16 protein-coding genes are annotated in these 17,834 nt (G+C 69.9%); 7 read left to right on the plus strand and 9 right to left on the minus strand.

The annotated features are described in order from the left end of the window. Positions 1-2: 2 nt before the first annotated feature. The 5 genes from H504_RS0117390 to H504_RS35655 all read right to left on the minus strand — a co-directional run bounded on the left by H504_RS0117390 (position 3) and on the right by H504_RS35655 (position 5,707). Positions 3-1,091, minus strand: coding sequence for a hypothetical protein (locus H504_RS0117390; protein WP_026423808.1), 1,089 nt, complete (start codon positions 1,089-1,091; stop codon positions 3-5). A gap of 58 nt (positions 1,092-1,149) precedes the next feature. After that, positions 1,150-3,057: a beta-N-acetylhexosaminidase gene (locus H504_RS35645; protein WP_051385983.1), complete on the minus strand. Its 1,908-nt coding sequence runs from the start codon at positions 3,055-3,057 to the stop codon at positions 1,150-1,152. 460 nt (positions 3,058-3,517) lie between these two features. Continuing rightward, on the minus strand, positions 3,518-3,991 hold the full coding sequence (locus H504_RS35650) for a hypothetical protein (RefSeq protein WP_157440485.1): 474 nt from the start codon (positions 3,989-3,991) through the stop codon (positions 3,518-3,520). An 85-nt stretch (positions 3,992-4,076) separates the two neighbouring features. Further along, complete coding sequence (locus H504_RS0117405) at positions 4,077-4,271, minus strand: hypothetical protein (RefSeq protein ID WP_026423809.1); 195 nt, start codon at positions 4,269-4,271, stop codon at positions 4,077-4,079. A 170-nt stretch (positions 4,272-4,441) separates the two neighbouring features. After that, positions 4,442-5,707, minus strand: a complete 1,266-nt coding sequence (locus H504_RS35655; protein WP_051385985.1) for an MFS transporter — start codon at positions 5,705-5,707, stop codon at positions 4,442-4,444. A 138-nt stretch (positions 5,708-5,845) separates the two neighbouring features. Between H504_RS35655 and H504_RS0117415 the strand changes: the two genes are divergently transcribed. Then, positions 5,846-6,037: a hypothetical protein gene (locus H504_RS0117415; protein WP_026423810.1), complete on the plus strand. Its 192-nt coding sequence runs from the start codon at positions 5,846-5,848 to the stop codon at positions 6,035-6,037. A gap of 53 nt (positions 6,038-6,090) precedes the next feature. On the opposite strand, the gene H504_RS0117420 is transcribed toward H504_RS0117415, so the two are convergent. Together H504_RS0117420 and H504_RS0117425 are read right to left on the minus strand one after the other, a co-directional pair. Next, positions 6,091-7,692: an ABC transporter permease gene (locus H504_RS0117420; protein WP_026423811.1), complete on the minus strand. Its 1,602-nt coding sequence runs from the start codon at positions 7,690-7,692 to the stop codon at positions 6,091-6,093. Next, on the minus strand, positions 7,689-8,588 hold the full coding sequence (locus tag H504_RS0117425) for an ABC transporter ATP-binding protein (RefSeq protein WP_026423812.1): 900 nt from the start codon (positions 8,586-8,588) through the stop codon (positions 7,689-7,691). The genes H504_RS0117420 and H504_RS0117425 overlap by 4 nt, the downstream gene beginning before the upstream one ends. A gap of 98 nt (positions 8,589-8,686) precedes the next feature. On the opposite strand from H504_RS0117425, the gene H504_RS0117430 reads away from it, so the two are divergent. After that, a complete protein-coding gene (locus H504_RS0117430) occupies positions 8,687-9,139 on the plus strand; it encodes a GbsR/MarR family transcriptional regulator (RefSeq protein WP_245614315.1) in 453 nt (150 codons plus the stop codon). On the opposite strand, the gene H504_RS0117435 is transcribed toward H504_RS0117430, so the two are convergent. Next, positions 9,136-9,588, minus strand: a complete 453-nt coding sequence (locus H504_RS0117435) for an SRPBCC family protein (protein ID WP_026423814.1) — start codon at positions 9,586-9,588, stop codon at positions 9,136-9,138. The genes H504_RS0117430 and H504_RS0117435 overlap by 4 nt on opposite strands. Before the next feature lie 105 nt (positions 9,589-9,693). On the opposite strand from H504_RS0117435, the gene H504_RS0117440 reads away from it, so the two are divergent. The 5 genes from H504_RS0117440 to H504_RS0117460 all read left to right on the plus strand — a co-directional run bounded on the left by H504_RS0117440 (position 9,694) and on the right by H504_RS0117460 (position 15,809). Further along, positions 9,694-11,352: a DUF885 domain-containing protein gene (locus H504_RS0117440; RefSeq protein WP_026423815.1), complete on the plus strand. Its 1,659-nt coding sequence runs from the start codon at positions 9,694-9,696 to the stop codon at positions 11,350-11,352. Positions 11,353-11,739: 387 nt separating this feature from the next. Then, positions 11,740-12,954, plus strand: coding sequence for a thioester domain-containing protein (locus H504_RS0117445; protein ID WP_084467839.1), 1,215 nt, complete (start codon positions 11,740-11,742; stop codon positions 12,952-12,954). Positions 12,955-13,021: 67 nt separating this feature from the next. Continuing rightward, the gene (locus H504_RS35660) at positions 13,022-14,911 is read left to right on the plus strand and encodes an FUSC family protein (protein WP_035304698.1); all 1,890 of its coding nucleotides are present in this window, start codon (positions 13,022-13,024) and stop codon (positions 14,909-14,911) included. A gap of 59 nt (positions 14,912-14,970) precedes the next feature. Next, on the plus strand, positions 14,971-15,183 hold the full coding sequence (locus tag H504_RS0117455; RefSeq protein WP_245614316.1) for an antitoxin: 213 nt from the start codon (positions 14,971-14,973) through the stop codon (positions 15,181-15,183). Further along, positions 15,180-15,809: a putative glycolipid-binding domain-containing protein gene (locus H504_RS0117460; protein WP_084467840.1), complete on the plus strand. Its 630-nt coding sequence runs from the start codon at positions 15,180-15,182 to the stop codon at positions 15,807-15,809. Before H504_RS0117455 ends, H504_RS0117460 begins: the two co-directional genes overlap by 4 nt. On the opposite strand, the gene H504_RS0117465 is transcribed toward H504_RS0117460, so the two are convergent. Continuing rightward, positions 15,806-17,815 (minus strand): hypothetical protein, encoded by a 2,010-nt coding sequence (locus H504_RS0117465; RefSeq protein ID WP_157440486.1) that lies wholly within the window; start codon positions 17,813-17,815, stop codon positions 15,806-15,808. The two genes, H504_RS0117460 and H504_RS0117465, sit on opposite strands and share 4 nt — an antisense overlap. Between the last annotated feature and the right edge of the window lie 19 nt (positions 17,816-17,834).

The following is a 17,834-nucleotide window of genomic DNA, read 5'->3' on the forward strand; positions in this document are numbered from 1 at the left end:
GGTCAGGCTCCGGGGTGGTCGTAGGCGGGTGGGAAGGGGTGGGACGGGAGGGGGCGGGGGGAGTTGGTGAACTGCAGGAGTGCGCCGTGCAGGGATTGGGCGGTGGTTTCGAGGAGGGTGAGCAGGCGGGTGGCTTCCTGCCAGGAGGCGACGATGGTGCGGCACTCCAGGGCGGCGAGGCTCCACAGGGCGGCGGGGCCGACGACGGTCTCGGTGAGCAGGGTGCCCGCCGCGGCGGAGAGGGCGGCCCAGAAGACGCTGTCGGCGATGTTCTGGAGGATGTTGCGCAGGGCCTCGGCGGTTTCGTAGGCGCCGTGCGCGGTGTCGGTGTAGCGGTCCCGCAGGGCGGCCAGGTCGGTGGCGTAGGTGTCGATGTGGTCGGCAAGGGCGGTGAAGTACCCGAAGGCGCTGTTGGCGGCGTGGCCCCGCCACCAGTGGTCGGTGAGCTCGGCGATGTTGACCCGCTGATCGCTCGCCAGGTCCGCGCAGAACCAGGACAGCGAGTTCAGCGCCGCCGCGGTGCGGGCGAACTGCTCCCAGTCCCCGGCGAACCAGCGGGTGATCTCCGCGACCGGGTCGACGTGGATGGTCGCGTCGAGGATCTCCTGGGCCCAGTTGGTCACGCTGACCAGATCACCGAGGTCGTTGACCACGTCGAACGGGTTGGGGAACTCGGCGGGCGGCTCCGGCGTGCCGAGCCGACCGGTGGGCACCCGGTACTGGCGCACCCCGAGCGGCTCGGTGCCCGTCGGGATGCCGGGGAGCGCGGGCACGGTCGGCGGCGGACCTGGGTCCGGGTAGGTCTGGTCCAGGTGTTCGGCCTCCGCGTGGTCGACGCGGTCGTACTCGCGCCAGGTCCGGTCCAGTTCGGACCGACTGCCCGCGCACACGTCCGCGAGTTCGCCGAGCACGGCGACGATCTCGGCACGCACGTGGTCGTGCACTCCCGTGAGGCGTCGCAGCAGACCGGGCTGCGCTCCGATGTGGAGGTTGCGCTCGGCGAACTCCGCCGCCGCGACGGCATCGGCGTGGTGGTTGCCGATGATCCCGGCGTACAACCCGATCTGCACCGGGTCCACAGTGAACGACACCCTTGATCCCTTGCGCTGCTCCGGTCCTGGTGGGCTGTCGGGGCAGTCGTACCAGGTTTCAGTGGGCGTGGACCGTGAAATGAGCCGTGGTCACCCCGGTGGGGGTGGTGATGGCGATCGTGGCCCGGTACGTGCCCGCGTGGGCGTACCGGTGTTCGGCCACGGTCGCGGTCCATAAGCCCGGGGCGGCGAGGGGACCGCCTGGACTCGCGGCGTTGACAATCGCGGAGGAACTGGCACCGTCACCGAAGTCGACGGTGGCGGTGGGTGTGACGGCGGAGGTGAAGCGGGCGACCTCACCGCGCACGGTGCGGCTGTGTCGGGTCGGCGCGGTGACGTCGGTGACCCACGGAACGGTCGGACTGGGGCGGAAGTTGACCCCCGCGATGGTCAACCGGCTGCCGAGAGCGGCCAGCCGGGCGGTGAAATCCGGGAGCGCGCGGTCGGACTGCGGGGTCCACCCGATCTCGGCGAGCGAGGCCAGGCGGGGGTAGCTCAGCCACTCCGCCTGGGCGAGGCCGCGGATGGTCTCCGACCAGAGCGGGCCGCAGACACCGAGCACATCGGACTCGCTGAGCCCGGTGGGGACCGGGTTCCAGTCGTAGTAGCGGTCGTAGTCGCAGGCGTCCCGGCAGGCCCAGTTGAGGCCGATGGGGCTGGTCGGGTCGTACTTCTGGTCGAGGTAGCTGGTGCCCGCCGGTGACATGACGACCTTGGCGCCCCTGGCGGCCTGCCGGATCACCTGGTCGAGGCTGGAGCCGCGCCAGAACTGGACGACCGCGCCGGGCGGCAGGTCGGCCGCGGCGTACTCGTTCCACCCCATCGGGAGCTTGCCCAGTGCGGCGACCTCGGGCAGGACGGTGCGCACGTAGTTCAGGTAGTTGTCGTGCCCGGTGGCGGTCGCCTCGTCACCGCCGATGTGCAGGTAGGGCCCCGGTGTGAGGGCGGCGACCTGGGTGAGCACGGTGTGCAGGAACTCGTAGGTGACCGGCGATGTCGCGTCCAGTGTCGAGTAGCCGACGTTGGCGGTGTTGTTCATCGGTTTCGCCACGTCGTCCGGGTTCAACCGCGCGATCGACGCCAGCGCGGCGTTCGTGTGCCCCGGCCCATCGATCTCCGGAACCACCGTGACGAACCGGGACCGCGCGTGCGCCACGATCTCCGCGTAGTCCCGCCGGCTGTAGGACCCGCGCACCCCCGGCCCGGTGCCCAGCGGTGTGCCGTTGCCGAGGACGTCGGTCGCCCCGAGCGACCCGACCCTGGTCAGCGCGCCGTAGTCCAGTCCGGACGGGTTGTCCGCGGGCTGGTCGATCGCGATCCGCCAGGCCTGGTCGTCGGTCAGGTGCAGGTGCAGCGTGTTGACCTTCACCTGGACCGCTGTGTCGATGTACCGCTCCACCTCCGCGACGCTGAGGAAACTCCGCGCCACGTCGAGCATGACGCCGCGGTAGGCGAACCTCGGGTAGTCGCTGATCCGCACCGCCCGCACCCGCCACGGCACGTCGACCCTGGTCCGACTTCCCACCCACGCGGGCAGGAGTTGGCGCAGGGTCTGCACCCCGAGGAACAGACCCGCGGGCGTGTCCGCCGAGATGGTCACCGCCCGCTCATCGGCCACCAGCCGGTATCCCTCGGCCGCGTGCCCTTCGGGCGCCTTCCCCACGCCGAGGTCGAGGACGATGTCGCCCCGCCGGGCCGCGTGCGAGGTCACCGGCAGCCGGTACCCGGTCGCGGGCCGCAACAACTCACCGAGGTACTCGCCCACCGCGCGCGCCGCACCCCGCGCGACGATGCCGCTGTTCTCAGTGACCGTGAACGGATCGCTCCCGGTGCTCTCTGCCGCCACCGGGCGGGGTACCAGTCCGGCTGTAGCGGATTCGCCCGCCGCGACCGCTTCCGTCGGAACGACTACCGCCGCCACCAGTGCCGCCAGCACCAGGCCGACCGCGCGCCAAGTCCTTCGCATTGTGCCCCTCCAGGACAAGCCGGACTTATGGTCTAGACCATAAGAATCAGCCGTGGGTGCCGTCAATCGCTCGGACGGCCCAGCGCCATCCCGTTTCCCACTCGCCATGAACATCCACATTGGACTATCCCCCCGATCGACATGCTCGACCGCCGACCCGATCGAGCTGGTGCACTCCCCGCCGCCGACGGCGTTCGCATGGCGAACAGCCGCCACCGCCGTCGAAATGTCCCCACCAACAACCACAACCACTCAGCTCAAGGCGACCGACTGATCGCTCACCCGAGTGCCGACGTTCAGTCCGCGCCCGACCGGCTCACCAGATCTGGTCCGCGTGGCCGCGCACGCCGAGCCGACCGCCCCCTGGGCTCCTGGGTGGACAGTCCGCCGCACGGCGGGTTCGTCCACCAGTCCTCCTCGCCCCGCCGCGGTTCGCGGCGGGGCGCGACCAGCGCCGCGGTCAGGAGGCGATCACCGCGTCCCGGCCGACCAGGGTCACCGTGGCCTCGGTCAGCAGCCTGCCCGCCACGTCCGGATCGCAACCGACCCGGGGGAGCCGGGCGCGAATCGCCGCCGGGCTGCGTTTTCGTTCCGCGGCCAGTTCGCGGATGACGTCGGGGGCCGGGGTGGCGGGTGATCGGGCCAACCACGCCTCGCGCAGGGTCGAGTCCTGTTCGGCCGACCACGGTTGGTTCGCGTTGCCGACCGGGCGCCTGCCCTCGAAGGCGGTGATCGCGACCAGGGCCTCCCGCAACAGTTTCGCGGTTTCCGCGGCGCCACCCGGGGGCAGTCGCAGGGAGCCCTCCGCGACCACGACGCCGCGGCCGTCCCGGGCCGCCACCTCGATGTCGAGGTCGCCGTCGTCGTGCGCCGAGACGGTCAGCGCGTAGCTGACGCCCTGCCGTTTGCTGGTGTACTCAAGGTTGAATGCCATGCGCACAACGGTAGGGACTCGGCGGAAAACGCGTCGAAAGTTATCCACAGCCCTGATCGGGTGACTTGGCAGACCTGGTGCCCGCCTAGCGCCGCCGGTGTTGCCGCCCCACCGAGTGGTGCGCGCCGAACTCGTCGAAATCCGGTTCGGCAGGCTCCGGATCTGCGCGTTCGCGTTCCTCGCGGAGGATCGTGTCCAGCGTCGTCGACGCGCGTCGAAGTCGCCAGACGATGAACGCCACGACGATCGCCGCGGCTCCGATCCACAGTGCGGTATCCATCGGATCACCCCGGATCAACCGTTCCCAACCCGTTGGGCAGGTACCACAAAGGTTCCCACCTCACGCACGGATGCGCAGCCGGGCGACCCACTTTGGCCACCTGTTCGGGTGGAATCCGCCCCAACGGAGCAATGTTTCCACGCGCGGTGACCGCGTTTTCGCCTGACTGGCTACTTAACGGGCTCACCCGATAGCGGTCCGTCGGGTGCCCCGTGGCACTGTGGTGACAGTGGTGTTTGTGCCGACCGTGGTGTCCGGGCCAACCGCGGTGACGTCTCCCGGGCGGGCAACCACGCGACGGCGGCGGCGACGGCGAGCACGCCGCCGATCAGGAACGCCCAACCGAAGGAGAGCCGGTCGGCCAGCAACCCGGCCACGACCGGACCGAGGATCGCACCGACGTCGGCGACCATCTGGAACGTCGCGAGCACCTGTCCACCACGGGATTCGCCGATCACGTCGGCGACCGCGGCCTGCTGCGGTGGCGTCAACAACCCCGTGCCCAAGCCCGCGACGGCGGTGGCGACGAGGAACTCGGTGACCGTCCCAGTGAAACCGAACCAGATGGTGCCCGCCGCGGACACCAGCAGTCCCGCCAGCACCAGGGGTTTGCGCCCGACCCGGTCCGAGAGCCTCCCGGAAACCAGCAGCATCACCACGTTCCCGGCGGCGAAGACCGACAGCGCGGTGCCCGCGAAGGCGCCGTCGCGGTGCAGCACCTCGGCGACGAACAGCGGTACCAGCGACACGCGCACACCAAACACGGCCCAGCCGTTGGCGAAACTCGACGTGAGGGCCGCGCGGTACCCACTGTCGCGCAACGCCTCGCGCAGCGGCATCACGTTCGCCGGGTTGTTGCCCGAAGGGGCAATCAACGTTGACTTGCGCAGGAAAAACCACACCAGACCGACCGCGACCATGAGCGACGCGGCGTAGACCAAGAACGGCGCCCGCAACGAGATCGTGATGAGTCCACCGCCGACCAGCGGCCCGGCGACGTTGCCGAGCAGGAAGCTGGTCCCCCACAGCCCGGACGCCTTGCCGCGCAGGTGCTCCGGCGTCAGGTGGATGAGCAGGCCGATGCCGGAGACGGTGAACATGGTCGAGCCGATGCCGCCGACGCCGCGGCAGGCCACCAGTTGCCAGTAGTGGTCGGTGAACGCGCAGGCCCCGGTGGCCACCGCGACGATGCTGACCCCCGTCAGGTAGACCCGCCGTTCACCGAGTCGGGTGACGAGCCTGCCACTGACCGGAGCGAACGCCAGCCGGGTGAGGGCGAACGCGGAGACCACGATCGACGCGGCGGCGACGCTCACGTCGAAGCTGCGCGCGAAACTCGGCAACGCGGGCGCGACCAGGCCGAACCCGATGGCGATGACGAAGTTGGCGACGACGATGACCCACACCTCGCGGGGCAGCCGCTCGGTCGACGACACGGTCCGCCCGCCTCTCCGCCGAATGGTTAGCCCTGCGAACTATAGAACTTGATGTCCCAATCGGGGTAACCCTGGGAGGGGGAGCCCGGTCCGGGGTACCTGGGGAGGGTCAACCCCGCGCGACCAGAGGGAACACCGATGTCCGAACCGCTCGACACCGTCGAGGTCACCGCCCTGCTCGCCAAGCTCGCCGAGGCCGAGCGGGACGCTCGCGCGCTGGCCACCGACGAGCCTTACCGTGACGGGCAGGCCGCCGGATTGGAGTTGGCCCAGCGCATCGTCCGCGAGTTGGCCGCCCTGCCGGTTGAGGCCGACTCGGGCCGCGTCTAGGCAGCACGGAGGCCGGGTATCCCCAACCCGGCCTCCGGTCCCCTCAAGCCCTCTTACCCGATGTCGCGACGTCGGAAGCTGACCAGCCCGGCAGCGGTAGCGACAACGGCGATTGCCGTCAGCCAGATCAGAGGGGTCGCGGTGAAGACCGTCCCCGCTTGCAGCTTCGGTACGTGCGTGAACGGCGAGACGTCCAACACCGCTTGCGTCAGCCCGATCACGGGGCCGTAGAGGGACAGCAACACGGTGATGCCCGCGACTGTCCAGGACCCGGCGACGGTCAACGGTGGCCACAGCCCGTACACGAGGGCCGCCAAGCCTGCGATCACCCACACGGCGGGCAGTTGGACCATCGCGGCACCCAGCGTGTGCGTCAGGTGGTGGCCGAGGTCGCCCGCGCGCAGACCGTGCCCCAGCCCGGTCGCCAGCCCCGCCGCCGCGAGCAGCACCGCTGGACCGAGCAAGGCGAAGACCAGGTGGCTCGCCGCCCACCGAACCCGGCTGACCCCGGTGGCCAGCACCGATTCCGCGTGGCTCGCGGTCTCCTCCGACCGCATGCGCAACGCAGCCTGGACCGCGTAGACGCCGCCGAGCATGCCGAACAACCCGACGATCGCGGCCAGGTACGCGTCGATCAGCCCGTTGGCGCCGCCCATCCGCTCCAGCATCTGCTTCACCTGGTCGCTGTCACCCACCAGGCCGCTTACGCCGTTGGCCATAGAACCGAAGAGGACCCCCATGACGACGAACCCGACCGCCCAGCCCACCAACGAGCCCCGCTGCAGGCGCCAGGCGATGCCGAACGCACTGGACAGCGACCGGGGCGCCGTCGGCGGGCCGAGCTTCGTCGCGAACATGCCCGCGCCGATGTCCCGCCGGGGCACCAGCCGGTAGGCGATGGCACCGACCGCGACCGCCACGCCGACCTCCAGCGCGAACACCCACAGCCGGTCGGCCACGAACGGCTTCGACGCCTGCGGCCACGCCAGCGGCGACAGCCACGACACCCAGTTCGCGGACGGCGTCGAGTCGCCGAACGCGCGCAGCAGGAAGGCCACCCCGAGGATCGCCGTACCGAACCCGTTCGCCGATCGCGAGTACTCGGTCAACTGCGCGGTAACCCCGGCGATCGCGGTGAACACGAGGCCCGTACCGGCAACCGTCAAGCCCAACGTGAACGAGCCCGCGACAGGCAAACCGGCGCCCACCATGACGAGAGCCATAACCAGACCGATTACGAAGCTGGAAGCGGCGGCCACGACGACGCTGGCGGTAAGAGACGCGTACCGGCCCACCACGGTCGACCCCAAGAGCTCCAGCCGCCCGGAATCCTCCTCTGCGCGCGTGTGGCGCGTGACCGTGAAGACCACGAACAGAGCGATGAACAGTGCCTCCAACGCCCCGTACCGCCACGCGATCCAGCCCCCGGGCGTGGTCAGGTCGTACGCGGGCCCGTAGAGCACCGCGACGGACGGGTTGCTGCCGGTGCCTGCGTTGAGCGAGGCCCGCGCGGCAACTGTGGGATAGAGAGACTCGTAGGTCTTCGCGGTCGACCCGGGGATCACTGACAAGAGCACGATCCAGATCGGCAGCATGACGCGATCGCGGCGCCGCGCCAGCCGCGCCAACTGCCAGGTCCCCACCACGCCGGTCATCGCGTGACCGCCTGCTCGTCCTGGTAGTGCCGCAGGAACAGCTCCTCCAGCGTCGGTGGCTGGCTGGTCAGCGATCGCACTCCCGACTGGGACAGCGCCCGCAGGGCCGCGTCCAACTCGCGTGTGTCGACGTCGAACCGCACGCGGTTGCCCTCGACGACAACGTCGTGCACCCCGGTCAGGTCTTTGATCCCGTTCGGTGGGCCCGCCAACTCCGCGCTGATGCTTGTCCTGGTCAGGTGTCGGAGGTCGGCGAGGGTGCCCGTCTCGACGGTTCTACCGGCGCGGATGATGCTCACCCGGTCGCACAGGGTCTCCACCTCGGCGAGGATGTGGCTGGACAGCAGGATGGTCCGCCCCCGGTCGCGCTCCTCGCGGACGCAGTCCTGGAACACCGACTCCATCAGCGGGTCAAGACCGGAGGTGGGCTCGTCCAGGATGAGCAACTCCACGTCCGAGGCAAGAGCGGCGACCAGCGCCACCTTCTGCCGGTTGCCCTTCGAGTAGGTGCGGCCCTTCTTGCGCGGGTCGAGGTCGAAGCGCTCCAGCAGGTCCGCCCGGCGCGTCTGGTCGAGACCGCCGCGCAACCTGCCGATCAGGTCGATCACCTCGCCGCCGGACAGGTTCGGCCACAGGGAGACGTCGCCGGGCACGTAGGCGAGGCGGCGGTGCAGGTCGGTTGCGTCGCGCCACGGGTCGCCACCGAGCAGGGTGGCGGTGCCGGAGTCGGCGCGCAGCAGGCCGAGCAGCACCCGGATGGTGGTGGACTTGCCCGCCCCGTTGGGGCCGAGGAAACCGTGGACCTCCCCGGTCCGCACCGTCAGGTCGAGACCGTCCAGCGCGCGGGTCCGGCCGAAGGTCTTGACCAGGCCGGACACCGATATTGCGGTTGTCATGATTCAGAACGTACTCGTGCTTCACAATCTTGTGAACGTTCTGAACGCGCTAACATTGTGATGTCGATCGGTGGGGTGACATCTCGGAAGGCGGGGCAGTGGCGGAAGACCCGGTGGCGCACTACGTGGAGCGCTTCGCGTTGCTCATGTCGGACGCGGGTATGCCCAGGATGCCCGCGCGGGTGTTCACGAAGCTGCTCGTGACCGACTCCGGCAAGGCCACCGCCGCCGAACTGGCCCAATCGCTGCGGGTGAGTCCCGCCGCGGTCTCCGGCGCGGTGCGCTACCTGGAGCAAATGGGCCTGATCAGCCGCGGCCGCGATCCCGGCCAGCGCCGCGACCACTACTCGGTGCCCGACGACGCCTGGTTCGAGGCGATCATGAACAGGGACAAGGTGCTCGGCGCCTGGTCGGTCGCCATGTCCGACGGCGCCACCCTGCTCGGCCCGGACAGCCCGGCGGGCAGGCGGTTGACCACCAGCCACCGCTTCTTCGAGTTCCTCCGCACCGAGATGGACGGCCTGCTGGACCAGTGGCGTGCCCAGCGCTAACGCTCGGCGGCGCGCACCAGCCGCCTGCTCAGGTCTTGGATGAACGACCGCAGGCCCGCGCGGAACGCCGGGCCGGTCCCGGGGATGCGCTCGACGAAACTGCAGCGCCACACGAGGTCGGTGCCACCTCCGTCGCGCGGGATAAGAGTCACCTCGCCCCGGTAGTCCCGGACAGGCGAAGACGACCGGAGTACGTAAACGTGCCGACGGTCCTGTTCGTACTCGACAGTCTCCTCGCGCACCAGCAGCGGTTTGCGCCCTATCACCCGGATGGCACCGACCCCGCCCGGCGCGGGATCGCCTTCTTGCTCCATGTAGGACTCCGCCACCACCGGCCGCGCCCACTCCGACCACCGCCGTCCGTCGACGACCATCGCGAACAGCTCCGGCGCGTCCGCGCTGCTGCTCGTGGTGATCTCGAAGGCGAAGGTGCGCTGGCGCTCGACCATGGGGCGGCCTCCCGGCTCGGGGCTGTGGACAACCCAGATCGTTCCACCCCGGTTTCGGCGTAGCCTCCCCAGCAGGCACACACCGATGACGGATTGGGGCCAGGCATGACGACTGCCGACGACCGCGTGCTCGCGCTCGCCGACGAACTGCTCGCGTTGCAACTGGCCGCGGAGCCGCTCGGGGCGACGTTGCTCGGCCTCCCCGGTCACGACGACCGGCTCGCCGACGCCTCGGAGGACGCGGACGCCGAGCAGCGGGCCGCCGCGCTGGACATCGCGGCCAGGGCCGCCGACCCGGAGTTCGCCGCCGACGTCACCGCCAAGGTCGTGGCCCAGCAGGCCGGGGCGATGGTCGACCGGATCGACGCGCGGATGGTCGAGTACACCATTTCGGACATCTTCGTCGGCCCGGCCGCGTCGTTGTTGACCTTCCTGCCGATGGTGGTGCTGCCGGACGCCGAGCGCGGACAGTCCTACTTGGCCCGGCTGCGGCAGGTGCCCGAGCACCTGGAGCAGGTCGCCGAGCGGCACCGCGCGGGTGCGGCGGCCGGGCGGGTGCCGGTGCGCAAGCTCGTGGACTCCGCCATCGCGCACCTGGACCGGTACCTGGGTGCCGACCTCGCCGCCGATCCGCTGCTCGCCCAGCAGCTCGTAGGCGACGACAACGGGTTCGCGGCCGAGCGCGAGCGAGTGGTCGCCGAAGTCGTCCGCCCGGCTTTCGCGGCCTACCGGTCGATGTTGGTCGACGAGATGGTCCAGCACGGTAGGCCCGACGACCGCCCCGGCCTGTGCGCACTACCGGGTGGCGATGAGGCGTACGCGGCGCTGTCCCGCGTGCACACCACAACGGACCTGACCCCGGAACAGCTCCACCAAACCGGACTCGACATCATCGCCAACCTGCGTGACGAGTACGCCGAGCTGGGCACCCGGGTCTTCGGCACGGCCGACCAGGCCGAGGTCTTCCAACGGCTGATCACCGACCCGGCCCTGCGCTGGCGCGACGCGGACGAGCTGCTCGACCACGCCAAGGCCGCCATCGCCCGAGCCGAGGAGGCCGCCCCGCGCTGGTTCGGCAGGCTGCCCGGCCAGCGCTGCAAGGTGGAGCCGGTGCCCGCCGCCGAGGCGCCCGGCGGGCCCGCCGCGTACTACATGCCGCCGTCGCTGGACGGCCTGCGCCCGGGTGTCTACTACGCCAACACCGACCGCGCGCACGAGCGGGACCGGTTCGTCGCCGAGGTCACCGCGTTCCACGAAGCCGTTCCGGGCCACCACTTCCAGCTCACCATCGCGATGGAGCTCGCCGAGCTGCCCCTGCTGCGCAGGCTCGCCGACGTCAACGCCTACGTGGAGGGCTGGGGGCTCTACACCGAGCGGCTGGCCGACGAGATGGGCCTGTACTCCGACGACGTTGCCCGGTTCGGCATGCTCGCGATGGACTCGATGCGCGCCGGTCGGCTGGTGGTCGACACCGGACTGCACGCCAAGGGCTGGAGCCGCGAGCAGGCCGTGGACTACCTGCGGCACAACACGCCGTTGTCCGCGTTGGAGATCGGCAACGAGGTCGACCGGTACATCGCGTACCCGGGCCAGGCGCTGTCCTACATGGTCGGTCGGCTGGAGCTGCAGCGGGTGCGCGCGGAGGCGGCGGCCCGCCTCGGCGACCGGTTCGACATCCGTGCCTTCCACGACCTGGTGCTCGGCGGCGGCCCGTTGCCGCTCAAGGTGCTCGACGAGGTTGTGAGCGCCTGGCCGGGCGTCTGATCCGAAACTGATTCACCGCACAACGGCGGTGTGGGCCTTGGCCCGCACCGCCGTTTTCGGCTGCGCGGAACCGGGCGAACCGGCCGAACCACCACTGTGGACCCCCGACGACAGTCGCCGCCCAGTCCGGCGATTTCGCCATCCAGGTGGTTACTCTCCGAGTAGATGTCACCGACTCAAGTGAATATTCCGCAACACTTCGGACTCAAAGTAACCCCGATGGGTGGGGACTTTTGAACGCTTAGTAGAGTCCGCGCACGCTGATCTGGCGAATATGACTCCAACGAGTGAGTCGATCTTTGCGCAGGTCAGTGGCGGCGGGCGTGCGAAGCCGATGCCGCGTCCAGCTCTTTCGACGGGATCAAGTTCGTGCGCAGAGGAGAGTCCATGCGGAGTCCTTGGAAGGTGGCCGGGGCCGCCCTGACCATCGCCGCGGTAACGGCGTCCATGGCGGGGATCGCCGCGGCCGACCCGGTGACGGGCACGCTGCTCGACCCGTCGAAGACCGGCAATGCCGAGGTCGTCGGTTTCCGTGTGCACCTGCACAACGCGGACAACACGGGCACCAAGGACGTCACCCCGTACCTGCTGCGCCTCAAGCTCTCCGACGGCACCGAGCTGAAGGTCTACTGCGTCGGCGTCAACATCAACGCCAGCTACGACAACGGTGCGATGACCGAGGCGTCGTGGGACAACTACCCGGACGCGGGTTCCCCGTTCAAGGCCAACTCCAAGAAGATCAACTGGGTGCTGCACCACGGCTACCCGAACGTCTCGCTGGCTGACCTGAACAACCTGGGCCTGGCCACCAACGCGGACGGCATCGAGGTCGAGGAGGCCGTCACGGCCACCCAGGCCGCGCTGTGGCACTTCAGTGACGGCTACACCATCGACCGCACGGACCCGCTGTTCCGCGGCAACCACGACTCCGACAAGGACGTCCTGGCGCTCTACGACTACCTCACCGGCGACAAGAACACCGGCGTCGACGAGACCCCGGTCGGTGACCTGGCGATCAACCCGGGCAGCAAGCACGGCGCGGCGGGTGACCTCATCGGTCCGTTCACCGTCACCACCAACGGCACGGTCGACTCGTTGACGACCGACCTGCCCAACGGCGTCGAGGTCACCGACAAGGACGGCAAGACCCTCACGGCGGCCGACATCAAGAACGGCACCAAGTTCTACGTCAAGGTCCCGGCGGGCGCCCCGGCCGTCGACGCCAAGACGGTGACGCTCGGCGGCAAGTCCCCGGTCCGTGAGATCGGCAGGCTGTTCACCGGCACCGATGGCAAGACCGCGCAGCCGCTGATCGTCGCGGGCTCGGACACCAAGCCGCTCTCGGCCCAGGCCAAGGTCGACTGGACCGTCAAGTCCTCGACCACCACGACCACGCCGACCACCACCACGGTGCAGACCTCGCCGCTGCCGACCACCACGGTCGCGCCGACCACCACCACGGTCGCCCCGGCCCCGCAGCCGAGCAACAACCTGCCGAACACCGGCGCCTCGATCCTGCTGCCCGTGCTGGTCGGTCTCGGCCTGCTCGGTGGTGGCGCGGGTGCGCTGCTCTACCTCCGGCACCGCCGCCGCGCCGCGTAAGCACGTGAGCTGACCGACGCCCTCCCGGGTTCGCCCGGGAGGGCGTCGGCGCGTTTACGGTCTTGGGGTGAGCACCGACGACGTGGCTGCCCCGCACTGGCTGCGGGGCCTGCTGAGCCAGAAGCCCGTGCCGATCCCGTGGAAGCGGGGTCTGCGCGCCGCCGCCACGATCGCCGGTCCGGTCGCGGTGGGGTTGGCGGTCGGGCGGCTGGACCTCGGGGTCCTGGTGTCCATCGGCGCGCTCTGCGTCGTTTTCGCCGATACCGATGGCCCTTATCCCTATCGGGCTCAGCGGACAGGTTGGGCTGCCTTCGCCGGTGTGGTCGGCTATCTCGTTGGCACCTTGCTCGGTGAGTCCGGGTCGTGGGTGTTGGTGTTGATCGCGGGTGTGTCCGCGTTGGTCAGCGCTGTTGGCAGCACGGCCTCTATGGCCGGTCTCCAACTGTTGGTCTTCGCGGTTCTCGGTACCGGGCAGTCGGCGGATCCGTGGTTGGCGATCGGGTGCTTCGGGGGCGGCGCTGCCTTCGCCGTCTTCTTGTCTCTCGCCGCGTGGCCGGTTCGGGGGGCCGCACATGAGCGGGCGGCGGTCGCGGCGGTGTACGACCAACTCGCGGTGATGCTCGCCGCCACCGGTAAGCCCGCCGCGCGACAGGCCCGCCGCGATCTCACCGCCTCGCTCAACACCGCCTACGACGCCTTGTTCACCGCGCGGTCCCACCTGGCCGGGCGCGATTGGTCCTACCGGCGTCTCTTTGTTCTACTCACGGAGACGACGCCGGTGGTCGAAGCCGCTGTCGCGCTCGTCAACGCCAAGCAGCCGGTTCCACCTGAGTACGTCACCTACCTGCTCGATTGCGCCTACCGCATCCGCCTGCGCGAGCCGCTGGCCGAACCGCCGACCCCGGCCGACGAGAGTCGGGCCGTCGCGAAGCTCCACGCCGGACTGCGGGCTGTCGCCGAGTTCCGCCGGGGCGATCGGGACACCGACCTGCGGCAGGCCAGTGAGCAGACCGACCTGCGGGTCCTGGTCGGCCGCCGCACCTGGCTGGTGGTGCTGCGGCTGATGCTCTGCGTCGGCCTGGCCGTCGCGGTCGGCAAGCTCATGGCCCTGGAACACGCGTACTGGGTGACGCTGACCGTGGCGATCGTTCTCAAACCCGATTTCGGCTCGGTGTTCGGTCGGGCTGTCCTGCGTGGCCTCGGTACCGTGACCGGCGTCCTGCTCGGCGCGGGTGTCCTCGCGCTGGCGCCGCCGCAATGGGTCCTGGTCGTCTTGATGGCCGTGGTCGCCCTGGGCTTGCCGGTGGGGCAGGTACGCAACTACGGCATGTTCAGCACGTTCGTCACCCCGCTGGTCTTGGTCCAATTGGACCTTGCCCGCGCGGGTGACTGGGGCCTGGTCGGTGCGCGGCTACTCGACACGGCTATCGGGTGCGTGATCGTGCTCGTCGCGGGCTATGCACTGTGGCCAGGAGCACGCCACCCCCGCGTCGGCGAAGACCTTGCCGACACTCTTGACGCTATCGCCGACTACCTCGACCACGCACTGACAGGGAAGACAGACACACGGTCGAGCCTTCGCCGACAGGCCTACCGGGACCTCTCCGACCTGCGCACGGCCTTCCAACAGTCCCTGGTGGAGCCATCGGCCGCCGGGAAACAAGCGGCGGCGTGGTGGCCGGTCATCATCGGTCTGGAACGGCTCACCGACGCCATCACCGGCCTCGCCGTGGCCGTCGACCGGGGCGCCGACCCTGTCGACCACGCCGACACCGCCGTCCTCTCCGAATCCGTTCGGGAAGCGGCCAGATCTGTTCGCGGCGAGCGCGCCCCCAAACGCGTCGACCTGCCCGATCGCGAACGGCTGGCCCACGTCGTGGGCGAGTTGACCTCGGTGAACGCCACCCTGCGCGGACCAGTACCGCCCGCGCGGCGTCGAACTCGGGCGGCGGAGTAGGTATCTTGATTGTTTGGCAGTGGGCACTGCTGGATCGGTTGGGTACCCTTCGACCTGGCGTGAGGAGCATCATGGGCATCGACTTCAACCAGCTCAAGCAGCAGGCTGAGGGCCTGTTGGAGCAGCACGGGGACAAGATCGAGGACGGCGTCGAGAAGGCGGGCGAGTTCGTCAAGGGCAAGTTCGGCCACGAGAGCCAGGTCGACACCGTGGTGGACAAGATCCAGGACCTGATCCCGGACAAGCCGCGCGAGCAGGACGACCAGGCGTGAGCTCGCCGACGTCGACCGAGCAGGCCGAGGGCGCGACCCGGCTGCGCAACCCGTCCGTGGTCACCTGGCAGGGCACCGCGCCGACATCCCTGGAGTCGGTGCGCCTGCTGCTGGGCGACGGCCGGGTACGCGCCTCCGGCAGGCTCATCGTCGCCGCGGACCCGTCGTCCGGTGGCGAGCCCTACAGCGCCTCTTACGAGGCGTCGCTGGACAAGGGTGAGGAGTCGGTGCGGCTGCTGCTGCGCACCACCACCGCCGAGCAGGAGCGGCAGATCTCGCTCAGCCGGGCCGAGGACGGCACCTGGCTGGTCGACCACGGCCAGAACTCCACCCGGGACACCTTCGGCGGCTCGGTCACCGTGCACGTCGCGGGCGCGCTCACCTTCACCACGCTGCCGGTCCGCAGGCTGGGCCTGCACCGCACCCCGGGCGAGTTCGAGATCCCGGTGGTGCACGTGTCGCTGCCCGACCTGCGGGTGCGGCTCGCCAGCCAGACCTACCGGACCGTGTCGGTGGACGAGCGGGGCGCGGTCATCGCGTTCAGCCAGGGCGAGTTCAGCACCGAGTTGACGGTCGACCCCGAGGGCGTCGTCGTCGACTTCCCCGGCGTCGCCACCCGCGTCTAGCGCGCCAACTGGAACGAGGCGTAGACGAAGGTGGGCGCCGTGGTCGCGTCCACCCCGAGCGCTTTCACCTCGACCACGTGTCTGCCCGGGGTGAGGTTGCCGGTGGGCAGGGCCAGTCGCCACACGCCGCCTGTGCCGGGGCCGTCGGTGGTGGTGGGTATCCCCGCCACGCGCTGGCCGTCCAGCCGGACCTCGACCCCGGCCATGCCCGCCAACCGCCCCGCGACCTGCTGGCCCGCCCGGCCGTCGGTGCCGATCTCCAGCACCATCCGGCCGCGTTGCACGTCGGCGCCCTCGGCTACCGGGTTGCCCGCCGCGTCGAAGAACTTCGCGCTCGGTTTCGCCAGCGCCGGTTTGGGCCTCGGCAACGGTTGGTCGATACCGCTACCGGCCGCTGGTGAGACCGCGCCATTCGGTGCCGTTAGCTCTACCGTCGCGTAGATGACCCTGGTCGACGCTTGACCCGTGTGCTGCGGTCCACGGACCTGCAGCGGCAGGGTCTTACCGTCGGATGCCAGGACAAGGCTGTTGACCGGTATGTCCGCGACTATCGGATAGCGCACCCCGCGCGCGAGTGGCTGTCCAGGCACCGCAGGTCGAGCGGGGAAGGTGCCGCCACCGACCTCAATGGTGAAGGCGTCGTTCACTGCCTCACCAGGTGGGTTTTGCGGCACCAGCACGACCCGCACCTGGGCCGCCTGCGCACCAGCCACTCGAGCTCCGTTGACTGACGTGGAGAACGGCGCGTCGGGCGCGACGACGACGGGACCGCTGTTCATCTCAGGTGGCACCACCAGCACCGGCACCGTTGTCGGCGCCCCCACGAACCCGATGAGGTTCACCCCCGCGTAGATGCCGTTGGTGGCGCCTACGAACCCGACCAACGCCGTGGCCACCCGCCAGGCGGGCACCACGTTGCCGCCACCGACGACGACGCCGTCCCGCAGCACGGTCACCCCGCCAGCGCCCAGCACGACCTCCCACCGCACGCTGAACCCGATCTCCGGCGGAGGCGCGGTCCCGGCGGAAACCGCCGACGCGACCCGCGGCGTCCCCGGCGCGACGAGCACCTGCACGTTGGTCCGGTCGTCCGCCGCCGAGATCCGCACCCGGATCGCCCCGGGCGGCAGCGAGGGATCGTCCTGCGCGACCCCGGCGGGTCCGGGCGCGGGGGACCCGTTCGGCGATCCGTCGATGAGGTCTGCCGGGCCGGGCACCAAGTCCAACAGCAGATCGCCACCCAGCGACGGGTGATCGGTCTCGACCACAAACCGGCCGAACTCACCGTTCACCGGCGTATCGCGCAGTGTGAACGGGGCACGCGCGCGTAAGGCCACCGGATCATTCCCACAGTTACCGCTAATCACGAGGTGCACGCCGTCTTCGCCTTCGCCGTGGGTGGCCTTACCGCAGCCGCCTGTGCTGGCGAAGCGCCAATTGACCGGGTCCGGTACGACCCGCGAGGTGAACCTGTCGTTGAACGACCACACCGGATCGTCCGTAGTTGCTGCCGGGGTGGCTGAGGTCTTAAGTGGTTGTGACCGCTGGCCGAACGCATCGACAGTGCGGATCTCGATGTCGTAAGAGGTGTTGTCCGCCAAGGCATCTAGCTGCACAGCCGGAACCGCGACGAGTCGGGTGAACTCCATCGTGCCCATCCGGCCCCACTGGACCTCGTACCCCGCGGCGTTCTCGGGCTGCCCGGACGGGTAATACCGCGGCCCCCACAACAGTTGCAGCCGCTGCGGCCCAGGCACCACGTGGACGCCGGGCGGTGGACTCGGTCGCCCTTCCGGTCCGGGCACGATCACGCCTTCACGCGCATACGCTTTAACCGTCGTCTGCGGTGCCACCGTCGGCTTGGTCGTAGGGGTCGCCTGGTCGTCCGGGGGCGTGCGCAGCAAGAGGACCGCCCCGACCAGTACGGCCAAGCCCGCCGCTATCGCCGCTATTCGACGAACGCGGTTGGGTGGGGTTGGCGTCACCAACGGCGGGGGTTGATCCACCGGCACAAGGTAAGGGCCG

It is taken from the genome of Actinokineospora inagensis DSM 44258 (assembly GCF_000482865.1).
In the GTDB taxonomy this organism is placed as follows: Bacteria; Actinomycetota; Actinomycetes; order Mycobacteriales; family Pseudonocardiaceae; genus Actinokineospora; species Actinokineospora inagensis.